Source organism: Myxococcus sp. AB036A (genome assembly GCF_006547355.1).
In the GTDB taxonomy this organism is placed as follows: domain Bacteria; phylum Myxococcota; class Myxococcia; order Myxococcales; family Myxococcaceae; genus Myxococcus; species Myxococcus virescens.
On the sequence record NZ_VHLC01000102.1, the window covers coordinates 1 to 19,421 of the forward strand.

General features: G+C 69.4%; 15 protein-coding genes. 5 read left to right on the forward strand and 10 right to left on the reverse strand.

The genetic code is table 11. The features are described from left to right. From FL344_RS30815 to FL344_RS30850, 8 genes are all read right to left on the reverse strand, one after another. Positions 1-819, reverse strand: an 819-nt coding sequence (locus FL344_RS30815; protein WP_141621041.1) for a hypothetical protein, incomplete at its 3' end; no start/stop codon positions are given. Between the two features lie 2 nt (positions 820-821). Beyond that, positions 822-3,437 (reverse strand): TonB-dependent receptor, encoded by a 2,616-nt coding sequence (locus FL344_RS30820; RefSeq protein WP_141621042.1) that lies wholly within the window; start codon positions 3,435-3,437, stop codon positions 822-824. 39 nt (positions 3,438-3,476) lie between these two features. Continuing rightward, on the reverse strand, positions 3,477-4,280 hold the full coding sequence (locus FL344_RS30825) for an OmpA family protein (protein WP_011550976.1): 804 nt from the start codon (positions 4,278-4,280) through the stop codon (positions 3,477-3,479). Between the two features lie 131 nt (positions 4,281-4,411). Further along, positions 4,412-4,966 carry a chalcone isomerase family protein gene (locus tag FL344_RS30830; RefSeq protein ID WP_141593319.1) on the reverse strand — a complete coding sequence of 185 codons (555 nt, stop codon included), beginning with the start codon at positions 4,964-4,966 and terminating at the stop codon, positions 4,412-4,414. A 154-nt stretch (positions 4,967-5,120) separates the two neighbouring features. Then, positions 5,121-5,846, reverse strand: coding sequence for a double-CXXCG motif protein (locus tag FL344_RS30835; protein ID WP_141621043.1), 726 nt, complete (start codon positions 5,844-5,846; stop codon positions 5,121-5,123). Between the two features lie 6 nt (positions 5,847-5,852). Further along, complete coding sequence (locus FL344_RS30840; protein WP_090485581.1) at positions 5,853-6,533, reverse strand: TIGR02269 family lipoprotein; 681 nt, start codon at positions 6,531-6,533, stop codon at positions 5,853-5,855. A gap of 91 nt (positions 6,534-6,624) precedes the next feature. Beyond that, positions 6,625-7,629: a 3-oxoacyl-ACP synthase III family protein gene (locus FL344_RS30845; protein WP_141621044.1), complete on the reverse strand. Its 1,005-nt coding sequence runs from the start codon at positions 7,627-7,629 to the stop codon at positions 6,625-6,627. Between the two features lie 98 nt (positions 7,630-7,727). Further along, positions 7,728-8,639 carry a hypothetical protein gene (locus tag FL344_RS30850; protein ID WP_141621045.1) on the reverse strand — a complete coding sequence of 304 codons (912 nt, stop codon included), beginning with the start codon at positions 8,637-8,639 and terminating at the stop codon, positions 7,728-7,730. 161 nt (positions 8,640-8,800) lie between these two features. Here FL344_RS30850 and FL344_RS30855 point away from each other — a divergent pair, with 161 nt between their 5' ends. Next, complete coding sequence (locus FL344_RS30855; RefSeq protein WP_141621046.1) at positions 8,801-11,014, forward strand: molybdopterin oxidoreductase family protein; 2,214 nt, start codon at positions 8,801-8,803, stop codon at positions 11,012-11,014. On the opposite strand, the gene FL344_RS30860 is transcribed toward FL344_RS30855, so the two are convergent. Then, a complete protein-coding gene (locus tag FL344_RS30860) occupies positions 10,950-11,909 on the reverse strand; it encodes a lysylphosphatidylglycerol synthase domain-containing protein (protein ID WP_090486990.1) in 960 nt (319 codons plus the stop codon). The genes FL344_RS30855 and FL344_RS30860 overlap by 65 nt on opposite strands. A 324-nt stretch (positions 11,910-12,233) precedes the next feature. On the opposite strand from FL344_RS30860, the gene FL344_RS30865 reads away from it, so the two are divergent. Next, positions 12,234-13,220, forward strand: a complete 987-nt coding sequence (locus FL344_RS30865) for a zinc-dependent alcohol dehydrogenase family protein (protein WP_141621047.1) — start codon at positions 12,234-12,236, stop codon at positions 13,218-13,220. 22 nt (positions 13,221-13,242) lie between these two features. Here the strand turns inward: FL344_RS30865 and FL344_RS30870 are convergent, their stop codons facing one another. Further along, positions 13,243-15,687, reverse strand: a complete 2,445-nt coding sequence (locus FL344_RS30870; RefSeq protein ID WP_141621048.1) for a hypothetical protein — start codon at positions 15,685-15,687, stop codon at positions 13,243-13,245. A 217-nt stretch (positions 15,688-15,904) separates the two neighbouring features. Between FL344_RS30870 and FL344_RS30875 the strand changes: the two genes are divergently transcribed. The 3 genes from FL344_RS30875 to FL344_RS30885 all read left to right on the forward strand — a co-directional run bounded on the left by FL344_RS30875 (position 15,905) and on the right by FL344_RS30885 (position 19,394). Then, complete coding sequence (locus FL344_RS30875; RefSeq protein ID WP_141593326.1) at positions 15,905-16,315, forward strand: hypothetical protein; 411 nt, start codon at positions 15,905-15,907, stop codon at positions 16,313-16,315. Positions 16,316-16,768: 453 nt separating this feature from the next. Next, positions 16,769-18,073, forward strand: coding sequence for an aminotransferase class I/II-fold pyridoxal phosphate-dependent enzyme (locus FL344_RS30880; RefSeq protein WP_141593327.1), 1,305 nt, complete (start codon positions 16,769-16,771; stop codon positions 18,071-18,073). A gap of 40 nt (positions 18,074-18,113) precedes the next feature. Beyond that, on the forward strand, positions 18,114-19,394 hold the full coding sequence (locus tag FL344_RS30885; RefSeq protein ID WP_141621049.1) for a sterol desaturase family protein: 1,281 nt from the start codon (positions 18,114-18,116) through the stop codon (positions 19,392-19,394). Positions 19,395-19,421: the final 27 nt, after the last annotated feature.

The following is a 19,421-nucleotide window of genomic DNA, read 5'->3' on the forward strand; positions in this document are numbered from 1 at the left end:
GTCCCGCGCCACCACCCAGAAGGTGACGCGCTGGGGCGTGGCGGGGGTGTCGTACGCCGACGTCGGGTCACCCGGCCGGCCTTCCACGGGCTCCTGGGAGCGGAACTCCTTCACCTCGCCGTCGCCGGTGGCGAACCAGCTGAAGAAGACCTGCTCGGGGCGCGGGCCTTCGTCCGTCTCTTCGATTTCGACGCTGCCCTCGGCCAGCACCGGCGTGAAGGTCACCTCGCGCGACACGGGCAGCGGGCCGGTGAGCGGCGCGCCGTCCCACAGGACGTCCGACACCACCGGGTTCTGGTTGGGCGTGGTGGTGGCCCGCAACGTCACCCGGCGCACGCCTCGCTCCGTGCCTTCCGGTGTGCCGCTGCCGTCCGTGGCCTCGTAACCGATGAAGAGCGGAATGCCCCGGGCCAGCGCCTCGCGCAGCGCCGGGTCCTCGGGGTCCAGCGTTCCACCGCCACCCGGGTTGCCCGCGGTCAGTGCCTCCAGCAACACCGCCTGCACGTTCGGGTCCGAAAGCGACAGCTCGCCGTCCGGCAACGGCACGCTGTCGTCCCCCGGGCACCGCCCGTCATAGGGATTGCCAGTGAAGCGGCACAGCGCGTAGCGGACGGTGATGGGGCGCGCGTCCGGCGTCACCGCCAGCGCGTTGAACGTCATGGGCCCGGGCAGCGTGGAGGCGTCCGGGTCCACCACCAGCTCGGCGGGCTCCGCCTGGATGGCCAGCACGCGCACGCGCCGGATTTCGCTCTGAAGCTCGAAGTCGGGCCCGCAACCGGCGAGCAGCACCACCACGAGAGCGGGGAGGATGGAACGCATGCTCAGAAGCTCCCCCGGGCGCCGATGATGGGAAGGATGGGCAGTCCTTCGAAGTAAGCGCTTTGGGTGTAGTTGTAGTTGTAGGCGATGCCTTCCACCGCCGGGTTGTTGTAGGCGTTCGTGAGGTCCAGGTAGACGTTGAGCGCCCACTTCTCGAAGGCGAAGTTCTTGTCCACGCGGATGTCCAGCTGGTTGAAGGACGGCAGCCGGCGCGAGTTCACCGCCGCGTAGAGCGGGATGAAGACGTCCGACCCGTCGTCGCGCACCGAGCCCACCACCGGCGTCGTGGGATTGCCCGAAGCGAAGCGCATGCGCGCGCCCACCTCCCAGCCCGCCGGCAGCTTGTAGGACGCAATCGCTGTCAGCACGTGCGTCTGGTCATTGTCGAAGAGGCGCCAGCCCACGCCCGGCGCGTCCTGGCGCTCGCTGCGGCTGAGCGTGTAGGAGACCCAGCCGAAGAGCCGGTCCGTCAGCGCGCGGCGCACCAGCACCTCCAGGCCATAGATGCGTCCCACGCCGCCGTTGCTCAACCGCTCGGGCACCCGCTGGCCGTTGCGCACCACCGTGGCGTTGGAGCGGACGATGAGCCCGTCCAGGTCGTTGTAGAAGACCTCGCCGCCCACGAACCACTCCGGCCGCGCCTGCCACTCCGCGCCCACGCTGTACTGGAGCGACCGCTTCGCGCGCAGGTCCGGGTTGCCGAAGGCCACGCTCGGCTCATCCTGCACGGGTGGCCCGTGATAGACGCCCGCGCCGCCCTTGAGCGTCAGCGTGTCCGTCAGGCCGTAGCGGACCGCCAGACGCGGGTTGAAGGTGCGGCGGGCCTGGGTCTGGTCGGTGAAGACGTAGCTCTCCGCGCGCAGGCCCGGCACCAGCAGCAGGCGCGGCACGGGACTCCAGCGCGCCTCCACCCAGGTGGAGGGGAAGTACTGGAGGAAGTCGCCGTCCGCGGTGAGCACGTCATCGGTGACGGTGGGCGTCGGCGGCTCGCCCTCGCGGGAGAGGCCCTGGATGCGCGCGGTGACGCGGGCGAAGTTGCTCACCACGTCGATGCCGCCCGCCAGCGTGAGCGCCTCCCCGAAGGCGTACTCCGCGGTGGAGCGCAGGTTCAGGTCCGTGGAGGCGATGCGCAGGCCGCGGTCGCCGATGCCGAACTGGACCAGCGTGTTGCCCACCAGGCCGTGCGTGTCCAGGGTGAGCGCGTCCGCGCGGTACTGGTGCCGCAGGCGCAGTTGGTTGAAGCCGGTGGTGACGTTCAACCCACCAGTGACGGTGGGGTCGTCATCCGCGGGCCGGTCGAAGACGAGCCCCAGCCTGTCCCTGGAGGTGAGTCCCTGCAGCGTGAAGGTGTGGCGCGACTTCGGCTTCCACACCAGCTTGAGCTGCGCGTCGTAGTAACGCGGCGCCACCTGGAGGCTGGGGCCGTTGTCGCCCTGTGGCACCAGGCCCAGCACCAGGTCGATGTACGAACGCCGTCCCGCCACCGCGAAGCTCAGCGTGTCGGTGATGGGCCCCTCCACCACCGCGTTGGATTCGATGAGGCTGACGCCCACGGTGGCGTGCAGCCGGTCCGTGCGCGGCTCGCGGCTGCGCACGTTGATGACGCCGCCGGTGATGTCTCCGTAGTACGCGGAGAAGTTGCCGGGCAGGTAGTCCACCGCCTCCAGCAGCTCCGAGTTGTAGACGGAGGTGAGGCCTCCGAAGTGGTAGAGCAGCGGAATCCGCTGGCCGTCGAGGAAGACGCCGGACTCCTGCGGGCCCGTGCCGCGGATGACGAGCTGGCCACCGTTGAAGGCGGGGCGCGCCACGCCGGGAAGGTTCTGCACCACCTTCAGCGTGTCACCCTGGGTGCCGGGGACGCGCTGCACCTCGGCCAGTTGGAGCGTGGTCTGCGTCACTTCCTTGCGCTCGCGCTCGCTGCGCACCACCGTCTCGAACGCGCCGAAGATGCGCTTGCGCACGTAGTACGTGGCGCGCGTCTCCTGGCCTTCCGTGAAGGTCTCCTCGGTGCGGAAGCGCTCGTAGCCGCTCTGCACCACCAGCACCTCGTACGTGCCCAGCGGGATGCCGCGGAAGGAGAAGCGGCCTTCCTCGTCGGTGACGGTGGAGCGCTCCAGCGCGGGCAGCACCACCTCCGCGCCCAGGAGCGCGTCCCGCGTGCCCCGCTCCAGCGCCCGGCCGCTGAAGTTCACGGGAGCCTCGGGCTCCACGGCTGCGGCGTCCTCCGCTTCCGGCGGCGGCGGTGGACGGAAGACGAACTGGTAGGCGTATTCGATGCGCACCGGCGCGGGGACATCGTCCACCTCGGCGGGCTCGAACTGGAACTGGCGGACCGCCTCCACGGCGGCCTCGTCGAAGCCGTGGCCGGCGGGCTGGGACACCTCGACGTTGGAGACGGCGCCCGTCTCCGAGATGTCGACCCACATCACCACCGTGCCCTCGAGCTGCTGGGCAGCGGCGTCCGGTGGATAGATTGCCTCCACTTGGCGCACCAGCGCGGGGGGCTTCGTCAGCACGCCCTGGGGCGCGCCGGCGTCGGCATCCGTGACGCCCGCGTCCTGCTGAGCGGCGGCGCCAGTGGCGGCGAGGAGGCAGAGGACGGCGAGAAGGATTTTCATGAGGGGCGCGGGACTCCCGCGCCCCTCCTAGTGCGGCGCCTACTTCGGCGCGAGCACGATTTCGATGCGGCGGTTCAGACTGCGATTCTCCGCCGAATCGTTGGCCGCGATGGGCTGGTACTGCCCGTAGCCCGCAGCGGAGAGGAACGTCGGGTCCACACCAGCGTTCTGGAGTGAACGGACCACCGCCATGGCGCGCGCCAGGCTCAGCTCCCAGTTGGACGGGAACTGACCGCCGCCAGTCGGGACGTCGTCCGTGTGGCCTTCCACGCGGATGATCTTCCCCTGCACCGTCTTGAGCGCATCGGCGATCTTCTTCAGCGCCTCCTCGCCTTCCTTGCCGACCCGGGCGGAGCCGGAGGCAAAGAGAATCTTGTCCTTGAGCTGGACGGTCATCTTGCCCTTGAGCTCGGACAGCTCAATCTTGCCGTCGGAAATCTCCTGCTTGAGGCTCTGGGCCAGGTTCTCGTACTCGGAGCTGCGCTTCTCCAGCTCCTCCTTCGCCTGGGCCAGCTTCTTCGTGTTGCGCGCCAGCTCGTCGTTGAGGGCGGCCAGCTGAGAGTTCTTCTCCTCCAGCGCGCGGCGCTCCGCGGCGCCCGCGGTGAGACGGGACTCAGCGGTGCCCAGGCGGGTGTTCAGCGCCTCCCGCTCCTGCTCCAGCTCGGCGATCTTCTCTTCCAGCGCCTTCACCTTGGCTTCGGCGGCCTCGCGAGCACCCTTCTCGTCGTTGAGGCCCTTGGCGAAGTTCTCCGCCTCGAGCGCCTTGGCGTCGAACTTCCCCTGCGAAACGCAGCCCGTGGTGGAGAGCGCGACGAGTGCAGCCAGAACCAGCGGTTTCCGCATATGTACGTGTCCTCCTGACACCTGTGAATGAAGCGCCAGCCTATCGCTGGTGGTGCTCTGGGTCAGGAAGAACCTCGCACATATTTTGAGCTGAAACGAATGAATGGCTGACGGGCAGCCCAGTGTGTCAGTCAGCGCGGAAAAATAGGATGAGAGTCAAGCCAGACGGAGAAGAGTGCGTCCGCGAAGTGCTTGCCGGGGATGAAGACGCCACCGGAGGCATCTCCTCCGACTTCGAGCCCGACGCCCGGGGTGTAGGTGATGACGAGGTCCTCGCCCTTCTGCACGTCCTTCAGCGACGCGAGCATGATGCTCAGGTGGTTCGCCAGCGGCCCCCGACGCAGGGCGGGGCTGTGCTCCAACCCGTCCCGGAAGCTGCCCACGAGTTGGTCCCGGGAGATGTTGCGCAGGAAGTGGAAGTGGAGCCGCTTCACGGAGTTGGAGTTGATGGCCTCGTCCGTGGAGCGTGGCCGGTCCTCCATGTAGAGGCTCCAGACGTAGACCTTGAAGAAGAGTTGCTTGTGCAGCTCCATGTGGGCGAGTTCGACGGTGCGCCCCTTGAGGTTCAGCGACACCGGCATGTGCACGCCGCCGACCTGCTTCTGTCCCGCCTGCGCGGCGCCCGCGACGAGCAGCATGCCCGCCACGAGACACCGCAGATTCCCACCCCACGCTTGAGTTCGCATGCGCCCGACCCCCGACCCCAGACCCCACTGAATCCGACAGGACATACGCTGCACACGCTCCCGGGCACCGCCAACGCCCGGAAGGGCAACGCTGTACGGCAGTGGACGGCGACAGGTCCTGGAGGATCAACGTCGGGCAATCAACCGCGGCGCTTCAGCGGATGGAGAGCTCCTGGAAGTGGATGCCTTCCAGCCTCAGCCGGCGCACCGCCTCCATGAAACGCTCGGTCCCCACAAGCACCGTCGCGTAGTTGCCCAGGCGGAACACGTCACGGTCCATGGGGAGAGAGGCGCCATCGAGGATGGGCTCGTCTGGCAACTGGAGCCCACGCCGGCCACAGGTCGCGCACGCCAGCGGGAGGTCGGGAGGAAGACACTGCGGGTGCAGCAGACCACCCGGTTCGAGCTGGAGTTCCAACATCTCCGGTGGGTGCTTCTGTCGGAACCGCAGCTCCGCTCGAACCCCCATGAGCCCGCGCACGCCTTCCGCCTGGAGCTGCTCCATCGTGTCCCGGCGCAGCAGCAGCAAGTAGCGCCCCTGCCAGCTCAGTGGCCCCAGGTCCCCCTGCGCCGTGCCCACCAGCGGCCCGAACCGCGTCCCAGGAGGCAACGTCGCGGCCGGTGGCGCCAATGGCCGCACCAGCTCGCGAAGCCGCGCGAACTCGGCGAAGGGCGCTGACCGAGCCTTGAGGAACAGGTCCTGCTCGGGCAGCCCGGACAAGTCCACGGAGGGGTACATGTGCCCTGAGGAACTCCAGGTCGCTCCGCAACCCGGGCACTTCGCCAGACCCGGCAAGCGCCACCTGTGCGCGGCGTTGAAGTCCCCGTGATGACGGGCAGTCGCAACCCGGTCCTCTTGCAGCCAGAAGTAACGGGGCATGCGTCCTCACGTTCCTGGACGAGAATAGTAGGGCCGCAGTGGGCCGCCCAGGAGCTGGAATCGGTAGATGAGTTCCCCGGCGTGCCTGAAAACCTCCTCGGGCGTGGACTCCTCGTTACGGAGGCGGAACTCACGCCACGCTTGGTTCCACGCTCCACCGCGAGCGCCACCCCCGTGAATCCGTTGGTGAAGGTCTCGAGGAATCGGCAGGGTGTAGTCGTGGATCTTGATGCCCTTCCCCTCGAACCACTCCGCCAGGTCCCGGGCCTGCGGGAAGATGTGGTGCTTCTCCCAGCGCCCAGGTGTCAGCTGATGTGAAGGCGGTACGACTCGCGCTGGAGCGCCGCTCCAGTTCGGGAAGACCATGACGGCGCCGCGCGGCAGGTGCTGCCCCCCGCCCCAGTTCCTGCGAGGCCCTCTGCCGGGAGTCGCCGCGGCTGCGGGTGGACGTGCGGGCGGGAAGCGCGCCAGCGCCACGTCACCGGGCAGGTCCTCACAACGATAGAAGCCGCAGGCCTCGCCCAGGCACAGCAGGGAGACACATTGGTCCTCCCGTGGCTCGAAGCACTCCACTTCCGCGTGGTCCCATGCCTGCTGCATGGAAGACCTGACCGCCGTGCCACAGCCCAACAAAGAAGCAGCGAACACCCCAAGCCAGACAAGCTGGCGGAACCGCGGACCGGTCATGACTCCCCCCTGGTCTTCAACGAATACCAGGAGGCAATGACACACACCTCAGACGGCCCCGGTCCGCCGAGGGGGAATGCTGCTCAGCGGCTCACCGCGCCGGGGTGCGCTCCAGCAAGGCGCCGGCCCACGTCAGGCCGCTGCCCACGACGCTCAGCACCACCGCGTCTCCCACGGAGGGGTCGTCCCAGTGCTCGCTCAGGACGCCAGGCGCGCCCGCGGCGCCGGTGTTCCCCCGGGTGTGCACATTGAAGAAGTGCCGCGCGTCCGGCACCTCACACCGCCGCTGCACGGCCTCCAGCATGCGCAGGTTGGCCTGATGCCCAATGAAGGAGACCGCCCCCGCGCCCTTGTCCGGGTGACGCTCCATGAAGCGCGTGCGCAGGGCCTGGAACGTCTCCCCCGCGCGGCGGATGGCGAACTTCTGCACCTCGCCGCCGTTCTGGGTGAAGTGCCCCATGCGCGGCACGCGCACCTTGTCCGCGCCCGAGGGGTCTCCGGCCAGCAGCGTCTCCGTGAGCTGCCAGCGCCCCGGCACGCGCGGCGACAGGATGGCCGCGGACGCGCCGTCTCCCCACAGCACCGCGCTGGAGCGGTCCGTGTAGTCCACCACACGCGTGGAGTTGTCCATGTTGACCACCAGCACGTAGTCCGGCAGTCGCTCCGGCCGCATGCCCGCCAGGAAGTGCAGCTGCATGCAGAAGGACGAGCAAGCGCTCTGCAGGTCCACCGCCGGCGCCTGGATGTTCAGCAGCTGTGCCACCCGGTTGGACTCGGCGGGAATGCACTCGTCGGGACTGCATCCGCCCGCCACCACCAGCCCGATGTCGGACGGCTTCAGCCCCGCGCGCTCCAGCGCCATCAGCGCCGCGCGGCGTCCCGTCTCCGCGTTGCTGAAGAGCGCCGCCTCCTGCGCCGCGCGCACGTCGCGGTTGCGCGTCTCCCGCAGGTAGTCCAGCGGCAGCACCGTGTGCCGCGCGCGGATGCCCACGCGGTCCACAATCCACGCATCGCTGGTCTCCAGCCCCAGCTCCTCGAAGAAGGCGTTGGTCAGAAGGTTGGGAGGATGGAAGTGGCCGAGCGCGTGCAGGTACATTCAGAACCCTCTAACCGCGCAGCCTCCCAAAACTCTGTCAGCCGTCTGTCACGCCGCCGCGCCTTCGCGCACAGCGGACGACCTGCCGGGCCATCCGCCTAACGCGCGGCGTCAGCCCTCCGGCCCATGAGCCGCAGCCTCATCGCGCCCTCGCCGCGCGCCTCGAAGCCCTGCTCGACGGCGTCGTCGGTCAGCTCCACCTTCACCGGCCCGGACAAGGTGAGCTCCAGCAACTGGATGCCCTCCGCGAGGACGGACATCTGCCCTTGCAGCGGAATGGTCAGCAGGAACGGTGCCTTGGTTTCCTGGCGTAACACCGTCATCGCCACGTCGAAGATGCCCACGGCGCCGCGCGGGTCCTGACGCACTTCGACCAACCGTGCGCGCGCCTGGGTGACGCGGGTGTCATCGCCCTGCTCGTCCACGATTTGCTTCGCGAGCGTATCGGAGAAGCCATCCAGGGTGGCGCCCACCGCCAGCGGATTCTTCGGAAAGGCGGCCTCCATCCGGTCGGGCTTGCCGAGCTCCGGCAGGTGCTTCGCCACTTCGTCTGCTTCCTCCTTGGGCACCGGCTTGCCCGCCGCGTTCGTGATGACCACGCGGTCCTTCTTCCACTCCGCCAGGTACGTCTTCCGGCTGATGGGGCTCGCCTTGCGCTGGACCTTGCCCTGCTGCTCGGCCACCTCGCCCACGTCGTCGAACGCCATCTTCACCTTGGAGATGACCTTCCCCTTCGCGGCCAGCACCGTCACCGTGTGGCGGCTGGACGAGGTCACCGACATGGCCACCGACATCGGCTTGTCCATGTCCGAAGCGCGCAGGTCGAGCGCCAGCCGCATGTCCACGGCGTTGTCCACTTCCTCCTGGTCCCCCACGCGGGCGTTCACCTGTTTGAACTGGATGGTCGGCGCCTTCACCTCGGCCACGGGCGCAGCCGGCGCCGTGGCATGGGCGGCGAGCGGCGCGAGCGAGAGCCCCAGGGAGACGATGAACGGATACACGCGGTGCATGTGCTGCCCTCCTGGGACGGCATCCTTTCACGGGCCTCTCGCACGTGTGCCGCTGAAATCGTGCAGTCCGCCAGGAAGCCCATCGTCTGAACCCAGACGGATGGAAGCGCGACCCGCGTCGCCGGGCGGACGGCCCTCTGCCGCGCGCTACAGTTCCGCGAATGAGCGCCGCCCCGGGTCCCCAGGTCCACTTCCGCACCTGCAACCTGTGCGAGGCCATGTGCGGCCTGCGCATCGAGCTGGACGCCGGACGCATCACCTCCATCCGGGGTGACGCGGAGGACCCCTTCAGCCGGGGCCACGTCTGTCCCAAGGCCCTGGCGCTGGAGGACCTTCACCAGGACCCGGACCGGCTGCGCGGCCCCATGCGCCGCACCGCCAGCGGTTGGGAGGCCGTCTCCTGGGACGACGCATTGGATGAGACCGCGCGCCGCCTGCATGCCATCCAGCGCGAGCACGGCCGTGACGCGGTGGGCTCGTACCTGGGCAACCCCAACGTCCACAACCTGGGCAACATGCTGTTCGGTCCGGAGCTGCTGCGCACGCTGCGCTCGCGCAACCGCTTCTCCGCGACGTCCGTGGACCAGCTGCCGCACCAGCTCACCGCCTACCTCATGTTCGGCCACCAGCTGATGGTGCCGATTCCCGACATCGACCACACCGGCTACATGCTCATGCTGGGCGCCAATCCCCTGGCGTCCAATGGCAGCTTGATGACGGCGCCCGACGTGCGCGCCCGCCTGCGTGCCATCCAGCAGCGCGGTGGCCGCATCGTGGTGATGGACCCGCGCCGCACGGAGACGGCGGCCATCGCCGACACGCACGTCTTCATCCGGCCGGGCACCGATGCGCTCGCGCTGCTCGCCCTGCTGCACGTGGCGGTGGTGGAGCACGCGCCACGCCTGGGGCCGCTGGATGCCTTCACCGACGGCCTGGAGACCGTGTGCGCGCTGGCCCGGGACTTTCCTCCGGAGAAAGTCGCCCCGCACACGGGCGTGCCCGCGCACACCCTGCGCCGCATCGCCCGGGACTTCCTCTCCGCGCGAGCCGCCGTGTGTTACGGCCGCCTGGGGGTTTCCACCCAGTCCTTCGGCGCGCTCTGCCAATGGCTCATCACCGTGCTCAACGTGGTGAGCGGCAACCTGGACCGGCGCGGCGGCGCCATGTTCACCCTGCCCGCGTTCGACGTCGTCGGAGGTCCACGGGCCCTGGCCGTGGGCCGCGGCGGCTTCGGCCGCTGGAAGAGCCGCGTGCGAGGGCTTCCGGAGTTCGCGGGGGAGTTGCCCACGGCGGCGATGGCGGAGGAGATGCTCACGCCGGGCCCAGGCCGCGTCCGCGCGCTGCTCACCGTCGCGGGCAACCCCGCGCTGTCCACGCCTGATGGCGCTCGGATGGAACAGGCGCTCGCGGGCCTGGACTTCATGGTGAGCATCGACCCGTACCTCAATGAGACGACGCGCCACGCGCACCTCATCCTCCCGCCGGTGTCACCGCTGGAGCGCAGCCACTACGACATCGCCTTCCACGCGCTGGCGGTGCGCAACACCGCGAAGTACTCGCCCGCCCTCTTCGAGCCCGGGCCGGGCAGCCGCCAGGACTGGCAGATTCTGCTCGCCCTCCAGCACCGGCTGCTGACGCTGCGCAAGGGCCGCCTCTCCGTGCGCGCCACGCTCAAGTACCAGGCCCTGTCCCGTCTAGGTCCGGAGCGGGTACTGGACCTGGGCCTGCGGCTGGGGCCCTACGGCGCGCGCCTCCACCCGGCGAAGCAGGGCCTCACCCTGGAGAAGCTGCGCCAGTCGCCCCACGGCATCGACCTGGGGCCGCTCCAGTCCTGCCTGCCCCGGCGTCTCCAGACGAAGGACCGCCGCATCCATCTGGCGCCGGAGTTGCTGGTGGCGGACGTGCGACGCCTGCAAGCAGCCTTCCCCCAGGGCACCGTCCCCGAGCAGCACAGTGGCGAGCTGCTGCTCATCGGCCGGCGGCACCTGCGCGACAACAACTCCTGGATGCACAACGTACCGGGCCTGCTGAAGGGCAAGCCGCGCTGCACGTTGATGATGCACCCGGAGGACGCGGCCCGGCGGGCGCTCGCCGACGGCATGGAGGCCACCGTCACCTCGCGCGTCGGCACGGTGACGGTGCCCATCCACGTGACGGACGAGGTGATGCCCGGCGTGGTGAGCCTGCCCCACGGGTACGGACATGGCCGCCAGGGCACCCGGCTCGCCGTGGCCACCGCCCACGCGGGCGCCAGCCACAACGACCTCACGGACGCGCAGGCCGTGGATGCGCTCTGCGGCAACGCCGCCTTCAGCGGCACGCCGGTGCGGGTGCTACGGGCAGCGGCGCCCGAATCCGCCACACCAGCGGGATGAGCGCCCCCACCAGCACGAACAGCAGCTGTACCAGGTGCCCCAGCAGCGCCACCGACATGGCGCGCGCGGCCGTGGTGTCCAGCACGCCCGCCGCCAGCGCGAAGGCGCCGTCACTCACGCCCACCTGCCCCGGCACCAGCGAGCCCACTGCCAGCGCGCACAGGTAGAGGCCCTGGGCGAAGAACGCCTGCACCAGTGAGGTGTCGATGCCCACCGCGTAGGTCAGCACGCCATACTGCGCCACCTGGAACAGCCGGCTGCACAGGAATGCCAGCATGGGCGACCACGGCAGCAACGACCCGCACCGCGCCGAGGCCTTGAACTGCTCCGCATGGAGCGCCCAGCGGCTGAAGCGGCACACCAGCCACGCACCGGGCCGCTTCGCGCGCATGCACGCGCGCACGCCCACCGACAGCAGCACCAGCAACACGCCATGCGCCAACATGAGCATGGTGAAGAGAGACATACCCGTCAGCAGGTAGGACGCCAGGGCGCAGGGGAACGAGATGAAGCCTCCCGCCGCCAGGGACGCCGCCTGCGAGGTCGCCGCCGCCGCGGTGGCGGTTCCTCCGCCCATGTAGGGACTCAGCAGGGCCGCCTTGGTGGCCTCCGCCGCGGCGCGCCCCGCCGGAGCCATGCTGGACACCGCGGTACCGATGAGCTGCGCGCGGGCCAAGACGCGCCAGGGCACGCGCCCCGCTCCCGGGCCATAGGCACGCCGCGTGGCCAGTCCGTCCATGCACTGCCGCCCCAGCTCCAGCAGCACCACCCACGGCAGCCAGGGCGCCGCGCTGGACAACACGGCGCCCAGCTCGCGGGGCCCGGCCTTGTGGACCAGCAACGCCAGTGTGCCCACACCCGCCAGCGCGAAGACGGGCCGAAGCCCCACCACCATCCACCGCTTCAGGACCCGCTGCGGCGCCGCTGCTCCCACAGCGCCTGCTGGCGGGGCCAGGGACAACTCCCCGTGCGCGTTGCTCACCATCGACCTCCTCGCCGTCCCGTTGCCCGCAACGGAAAGTGGGCAGCGTGGACGCGACTGGCGAGCCCCGTCTGTCCGCCTGTCCCCGCCCACGCGGAGCCCGCGTCCATCCGTGGACAGGTGCCCCGCCCCTGGAAGACAAGACGGTAGGGCACGGCGACTGCTTGGATGCTCGGCGCGCCCCTCGAAGGTCGCTAGGGTGCGCCCCACACGCCTACACGAAGCATGGAGCGTCCCATGAAAGCAGTGCGGTTCTCAGCCTTCGGACAGCCACTGAAGGTGGTGGAAGTCGTGGAGCAGCCGGACGTGGCGCTGAAGCCGGGCGAGGCTCGGATTGAAGTGCTGGCCACGCCCATCAATCCCTCCGACATCCTCACGCTCAGCGGCCAGTACGGACAGCTCCCGAAGCTCCCAGCGGTGCCCGGCAACGAAGGCGTCGGCCGCGTCGTCGAAGTCCAGGACTCTAGCGCCGTGAAGGTGGGTGACGTCGTATTCCTCCCGCTGGGCGCGGGCACCTGGTGCACCCAATTGGTCGCTCCCGCGGACTCGCTCCTGCGGGTGCCGCCGGGAACCGACCTGCGGCAGGCCGCCATGCTGTTCATCAATCCTCCGACCGCGGACCTGCTGCTGCGGGACTTCGTCGCGCTGCAGCCCGGCGAGTGGGTGATACAGAACGCCGCCAACTCGGCGGTGGGCCGCTCCATCATCACCCTGGCGAAGCAGGCTGGCTTCAAGACGCTGAACGTGGTGCGGCGTGAAGAACTGGCACCGGAGCTCACCGCGCAGGGCGCGGACGCCGTGCTGCTGGACTCGGATGACCTGCCGGAGCGCGTGCGCGAGGTGACGGGCGGCGCCAAGGTCCGGCTGGCCATCGACGCCGTCGGCGGTGAGTCCACCCAGCGCCTGGGTGACGCGCTCGCGCGCGGCGGCGTGGTGGTGAACTACGGCGTGATGAGCGGAAAAGGCCCTCGGTTGTCAGCCGCCGCCACCATCTTCAAGGACATCACCCTGCGCGGCTTCTGGCTGGTGACGTGGATGAAGAAGACGCCGCGCGAGGAGCAGGGCGCCCTGTTCGCCCGGCTCGCGAAGCAGGTGGCGGAGGGCACACTCCACGTTCCGGTGGAGGGAACCTTCCCCCTGGAGTCCATCCAGGAGGCCCTGACGCGCGCCATGGAAGGTGGGCGCGCCGGCAAGGTGCTCCTCACGCCCAACGGCCCACTCTGAGGCGCGGAGCGCCGCCGCTCCGTCAGCCCCAAGGCCCCTGGAACAACTCCCCGAAGCGCAGGGTCAGTTCCCGGCGCCGCACCAGCAGCGTCCCCCACGCGGTGGCCTCCGACGTCCAGGTGGCCACCGACAGTCCGTGCGCCTCGAACACCGCCATCACGTCGTTGTTCACGCTCAAGAGCTTCAACAGCCGCGTGTAGTCCAGCAGCGTGCGCAGCCGGGCCTCCGGGAAGCACACCTCCAGGTCGAGCGGCTGCACTGGCCCACGCGGATTCAACAGCACCAGCGGCGTGCGCAGCGGCGCGACCTCCACGTCATGCGTGAGCCGTGGCGCATCCACCTGACATGCCATCAACTCCCGCTGGCGCGCCAGGTCCCGCTGGCGGGACGCCTCCACCATGCGCCGGAGCTCCGCCTGGCGCGCCTGGTCCTCCCGCTGCCGCTTCCGCTCGAGGTGCTCCCGAATCAACCGGACATCGACCTCGATGTCCTCCAGGAAATCGCGGGAGTGGCTCCGCTCGCTCGACGCGGGTGACGCGGCGACGACACGCTCCCGGAAGCCGGGGAACCAGGCCAGGAAGCGCTCCGCGTCCGGGTCGAGCGCGTCGACGCCCTGCCTCACGGTCCCCGACAACACCGCCGCCGCGTATGACACCGCGAGCGAGGTGGCACGCGGCCACGCATCCACCCGGAGCTCCGCCGCCTTCCACACCGGTTCGAGGCGGCGCGACAGGTCCTCCAGGGGTGCCTGACGGACCAGCGCATCCACACGCTCCGGCAGTTGCTCCGGGTCCTCCACCGGCCACCACGTCTGGAAGCACACCACCGCGTCGGGCTCCGCCGCCTGTTGCCGTTCCCAGAGTGCCGCCCTCCACGGCGTGAAGGCGGCCAACAAGTCTGTGCGCTCGTCCGGGTGCTGCTGGAAACGCCGCCACACGGCGTCGAAGAACACGGCCCGCTGACGGTCGCCATTCCACCCGCGCACCACCTTCGCCAGCGGCGCCAGCAGGCGTTCGCGGCCCTCCCCCGTCCAGAGCGCCATCAGCAAACGCGCGCCCTGGCCGGGAGCGAGCGCATCGCCCCACCGTAGCCGTGAGGGCAATGACAGCACCGCCTCCAGCAACGGCTCCGTGCACGGCGCCTCGCGACTCCACGTGTGCAACCGGAGTGCATCCGCCTCGTCAGCGAGCGTGAGGAACTGGGAGAAGGCCGCGTCCTGGAAGCAGCTGGCGCGAAGCGATGGTGGCTCTCGCGCCAGGGACTCGGACACCGCGGAGACGAAGGCGCGCGTCTCCACCATGCGGTCCGCGTCCCGCGCGGCGGCGGCCCACTCGAGGAAACGAAGCGCATCCGCCGCGGGGAGCCGCGCCAGCCGCACGAGCGCCCAGTCCACCCACAACGCCCGTTCCTCCGGCGGCAACTCCGCGAAAGGCCGGCCACGGGCCCAGCCATGCAGCGCCTCCGCCAGTCCCCCCTCCACCCGGTCCGACACGGCGAGCAACGCACTCAGCGCCCCCGGAGGCGCCTGCGCGGGCAACCGCCGCAACACATCGAGCGCGAAGTCCGCGTCTCCCCGCGACGCCATCCGCTCCAGCAACCTCACGGAGCCCCGCGACGCCAACGCTCGACGTGCCTCCGCGGCCTGAGCCAGGTCCGTGGACTCCACGGCCGCGAGGAGGCCGTCCTCGTCCTGCAAGCAGAGCGCGCATTCGAAGCGCACGTCCGCGTCCGGATGGTTCAGGCCCTCACGCAGCGCGAGCAGCAGGTCCACGTCCGTCGCCTGCCCTGTGGCCTGCATCCACGCCACGGCGGCGCGCGCCCCCTGCTCCGGAAACCGGACGAAAGCGGCGCGAGCGAGCCGCGCGATGCGCTCGGTGGCCACCTGAGACCCGCGCGCGCGTGGCCACACCCGCCACCGGGTGAGCGCCAGCGCCGCCTCGCAGCCGAAGCGGCCGTCATCCTCCAGACACGTCAGCACCGTGTCGAGCGCCGCGAGCGAAGGCGTCCCTTCGTGGACGTCCACCAACGCGGCGAGCCACCGCGGCTCCAGCGCGGGAACGACGGTGTGCAGCCCTTCCTCCGGCTCGGCGGCGGGCTCCTCCTCGGGCACGTGCCAGGGAAGCCGCTGGGCCCACCGGTCCTCGACCTCCTCCTCGAAGCCCCGGAGCAACAACGCCTGCTCGTAGCGCCGCACGTCGATGAGCAGGCGCCGCACATGGGCCCACATCCTCGCGTAGCGCGACTCCAACCGCTCCGCCATGGAGGTGGAGAGGAGCGACACCCGGTCCGCCAGCGCATACCGGTCCACCCCCGCGTGCACGAGCATCCGCGCGGCGCCATACCGCTCCGGAGGAACCGGGCCGCAGTCGCACCGAGGGCACAGGAGGCCCGGCTCGTGGAAGCGCGTGCAGGCCGGGCAGCGGACCTGCGCCCCTCGGCGGGCACCATTCTCCAGCGGGGGATGCATGCGACTTCTCTACACCGACTGGGGCCACTGCGCCCCACCCCTCAACCGTCGCGACGCAATGATGCGGCAAAGCCACACGGCATCCGCGAATCATTCGCCATGCCATGGCGCGGCTGTAACGTAAAATGTTTCAATTCCTCTCAACCTCCGCGCGGACCTGGGCGGCGCTCACTCCATCTGTTGCAACCAGTAGCTCTCACCCAAGGAGAAACACCCCATGAAGCAGACCCTTGCTGTCCTGGCGGCGCTCGCCGTATCCACCCTGGTGGCCTGTGGTGGCGTTGAAGCCGTGGAGCCGCGGGAGGAGCTGGGGCAGGAGTCGAGCGCCCTCGTCTCCTGCTCGACGGAGTGCGCGACGGGCCCGTCGCTCTCGTGTTGGGGCACGACCTGCTCCGCGTCCAACGACCACTACGTCCAGTGTGACGGCAACTACCAGTACTGCCCCACCACGCCCCCGCCGCCGCTCGACTGCAGCCTGTCGCGAGAGGCGTGCGTGAACGTCCTCGGCCTCGCATGCTCCCCCAGCGGCTCCACGCGGAAGTGCTGCATCGAAGACATGCCCATCGGCAACTGCCAGTGCATGCACAACGGCCAGTGGACGTGCACCGTCCCGGTCGAAGACCCGTAGACCCATCCCTCGACCCGACTGACACGTGGAAGCCCGGGGAGCGGGCGTGCCCGACGCGCCCGCTCCTCCTTTCTTCGCGCCAGACGCTCCCGGCACACGCCATGGGTTGAGCGCGCCGAAGGAAGTTGAAGGATGGCTCAGGTAGCCAATCCGCTATTTACGTAAAATTCTGGCTATCCATTGACACGATGTCCATTGCTCGATATTTGTGATTCGCCACGAATGGGGGGACCGTATCGAGCATCCTCAGGAATGCTCAGCGGCGTGGCTGCCCAGAACCCACACATCGTCACAACTGCGCTGGAGACCTCTCCACGAACAGCGGCCCCCTCCTTCCGGGCCGCCGGTCAGGATTCGTACGCTCGTATCCGCGGCTCGAGTGGCGCGGAGGGTGGGACGCGTCTGTCCGGCGGACGGAAGTGCCCGCCAGACGCGCACCAGGAAGCCACCGTCATGGACCCAACCCGCAATGCCTTTCCCGAGAAGAACCGCAATCTCGCCGTGGGCTCCGCCCGGCTCCAGGAAGTCCAGAAGGCGGTCCATTACTACGTGGACAACCATCACTGTGACGTCATTGGGCGGGTGTTTCACGGGATGCCAGGCCGGGAGGCGCGCGTCAGCTTCAGTCCGACGCGCCGGGATGTGAGGCTGAGCGCGGAGGGGCCTCGGGACGTCCTCCACTTCGGCTCCTACAACTACTCCGGGCTGAACGGGCACCCACGCGTGGTGGCCGCGGCGGAGGCGGCGCTGCGCCGCTACGGGACGACGGTCAGCGGCGTGCGTCTGCTCAACGGGACGTGTGAGCTGCACCTGGAGCTGGAGCGCGCGCTGGCGGAGTTCCTGGGCTTCGAGGACTGCGTCACCTACAGCAGCGGCTACGCGGCGAACCTGTCCGTGTTGTCCGCGCTGTGTGGCGAGGGCGACGTGGTGCTGTCGGACATGCTCAACCACCAGTCCATCATCGACGGGCTGAAGCTGTCCGGCGCGGACATCCGCACCTACCGGCACAAGAGCCTGCGCAGCATCGAGTCCACGCTGAAGAAGCTGCCGTACGAGCAGCGCAAGTTCATCATCACCGACGGCGTCTTCAGCATGGACGGCGACGTGGCGGACCTGCCGGGCATCGTGGCGCTGGCGGAGAGCTACAACGCCTTCATCCTCGTGGATGACGCGCACGCCACCGCCGCCATGGGGCCCAACGGCCGTGGCACCCCGGCCTACTTCGGACTCCAGTCGCAGGTGGACGTGCTCACTGGCAGCCTCAGCAAGGGCCTGCCGGGCATCGGCGGGTTCGCCGCCGGTTCCAAGGCCACCATCGACCTGCTGCGCTTCGGCTCCAACGGCTACATCTTCTCCGCCTCGCTGCCGCCGCCCATCGCCGCGGGGCTGCTGGAGGGCATCCGCATCCTCCAGGAGCAGCCCGAGCTCCAGGAGCGCCTGCACCACAACGAGAACTACCTGCGCGCCGGCATCCGCTCCATGGGCCTGGACTGCATGAACAGCGAGTCCCCCATCATCCCCATCCTGATGCCCGCCTACGAGAAGACGTTCGAGCTGACGCGGCTGCTCCACCTGGAGGGCATCTACGTCAACCCGGTGGGCTACCCCGCCGTGAGCAAGAACCGCACGCGCCTGCGCATCAACGTCAGCGCCAACCTCACCCAGGCGGACCTGGACCGCTTCCTGGACGCGCTGGACCGATGCAGCCGCAAACTCAACCTCCAGGACACGCCGCCGCTCCAGCAGACCGGCACCTGAGCCGGCGCCCTACGCCACCCACGCCACTGGAAGACCCGCCATGGACCTCAAGGAACAGCTCCTCTACGGCCTGCCCGTGTTCCTCGCTCCCATCCTCATCGAGCTGGTGGTGGGGCTCTTGCGGCGCAAGCCGGCCTACCGGCTCAATGACCTGCTCACCAACGTGACGATGAGCCTGCTCACCGTCCTGGGCAGCGTGGTCATCGCGGGCGCAACCTTCGTCTTCTACGGCTACGTCTACAAGCACCACGCCCTCTTCAGCCTGGCGAAGGACTCCGCGTGGACGTGGGTGGTGGCCTTCTTCGCCTACGACTTCTTCTATTACTGGGCGCACCGGATGCACCACACCATGGCGTGGATGTGGGGCGTCCACGTCGCCCACCACTCCGGCGAGGACATGAACTTCGGCCTCGCGGTGCGGCAGAGCGCGCTGGGTGAGCTGACCACATGGCCCTTCTTCGTGCCCATGGCGCTGCTGGGCATCGCGCCGGAGGTGTTCCTGGGCATCACCGGCATCCAGCTCCTCTTCCAGTACGCCATCCACAACACCTACGTGCCGCCGCTGGGCTGGCTGGAGTACGTGCTCGTCACGCCCTCCCAGCACCGCGTCCACCACAGCCGCAACACGCCGTACATCGACAAGAACTACGGCAACATCCTCGTCGTCTGGGATTTGCTGTTCCGCACCTACCAGCCGGAGCTGAAGGACCAGCCTCCCGTCTACGGCCTGCGCAGCAGCCTGCGCTCGTGGAACTCCCTCACCGCGCACTTCCACTACTTCGTGGAGCTGTTCCAGAAGTCCGCCGCCTGCGCGCGGCTGGCCGACAAGGCGCTGTGCTTCATCAAGGGGCCGGACTGGAACCCGCCGTCGCTGCGCCAGGAGCGCTTCAGCGGCCCCCCGGATGGCGGTCCGTCCGCCACCTTCAAGAAGTACGACCCCCGCCTGCCCCTGCCCGTCACCGCCTACTGCGTGACACAGTTCTTCAGCCTGGCGGCCAGCATCCTGCTGCTGGCGTGGTACCTGGACACGCTCAGCCCCGTGGCCCGCGCCGTGACGCTGGGGCTGGTCCTCTTCGGTACCTGGAGCCTGGGCGCGCTGATGGACTCGCGCGCCTTCGCGTGGCGGCAGGAGTTCGCACGGCTGGTGGGTATCGCGCTGCTGGGTCCCGCCCTGGCGCTGATGGAGGGCGTGCCGCTGGTCAGCGCGCTCCCCATCCTGCTCCACCCCGTCCTCAGCGCCGCGTGGCTGCTGCGCTTCCGCGCCGCGTTCCACGAAGGCGCGGACACCTCCGCGCGAGACTCCAGCGCCCTGGCCACCTGAAAGCCCCGCCCCCTGTTTCGACGTCCC

What these genes read in the sequence shown, in the direction of transcription:
- FL344_RS30850 (WP_141621045.1), bottom strand. Translation starts at nt 8,639, where the DNA reads ATGCACCGCGTGTATCCGTTCATCGTCTCCCTGGGGCTCTCGCTCGCG.
- FL344_RS30865 (WP_141621047.1), top strand. Translation starts at nt 12,234, where the DNA reads ATGAAAGCAGTGCGGTTCTCAGCCTTCGGACAGCCACTGAAGGTGGTG.
- FL344_RS30830 (WP_141593319.1), bottom strand. Translation starts at nt 4,966, where the DNA reads ATGCGAACTCAAGCGTGGGGTGGGAATCTGCGGTGTCTCGTGGCGGGC.
- FL344_RS30870 (WP_141621048.1), bottom strand. Translation starts at nt 15,687, where the DNA reads ATGCATCCCCCGCTGGAGAATGGTGCCCGCCGAGGGGCGCAGGTCCGC.
- FL344_RS30835 (WP_141621043.1), bottom strand. Translation starts at nt 5,846, where the DNA reads ATGCCCCGTTACTTCTGGCTGCAAGAGGACCGGGTTGCGACTGCCCGT.
- FL344_RS30880 (WP_141593327.1), top strand. Translation starts at nt 16,769, where the DNA reads ATGGACCCAACCCGCAATGCCTTTCCCGAGAAGAACCGCAATCTCGCC.
- FL344_RS30845 (WP_141621044.1), bottom strand. Translation starts at nt 7,629, where the DNA reads ATGTACCTGCACGCGCTCGGCCACTTCCATCCTCCCAACCTTCTGACC.
- FL344_RS30820 (WP_141621042.1), bottom strand. Translation starts at nt 3,437, where the DNA reads ATGAAAATCCTTCTCGCCGTCCTCTGCCTCCTCGCCGCCACTGGCGCC.
- FL344_RS30855 (WP_141621046.1), top strand. Translation starts at nt 8,801, where the DNA reads ATGAGCGCCGCCCCGGGTCCCCAGGTCCACTTCCGCACCTGCAACCTG.
- FL344_RS30885 (WP_141621049.1), top strand. Translation starts at nt 18,114, where the DNA reads ATGGACCTCAAGGAACAGCTCCTCTACGGCCTGCCCGTGTTCCTCGCT.
- FL344_RS30860 (WP_090486990.1), bottom strand. Translation starts at nt 11,909, where the DNA reads ATGGTGGTGGGGCTTCGGCCCGTCTTCGCGCTGGCGGGTGTGGGCACA.
- FL344_RS30875 (WP_141593326.1), top strand. Translation starts at nt 15,905, where the DNA reads ATGAAGCAGACCCTTGCTGTCCTGGCGGCGCTCGCCGTATCCACCCTG.
- FL344_RS30825 (WP_011550976.1), bottom strand. Translation starts at nt 4,280, where the DNA reads ATGCGGAAACCGCTGGTTCTGGCTGCACTCGTCGCGCTCTCCACCACG.
- FL344_RS30840 (WP_090485581.1), bottom strand. Translation starts at nt 6,533, where the DNA reads ATGACCGGTCCGCGGTTCCGCCAGCTTGTCTGGCTTGGGGTGTTCGCT.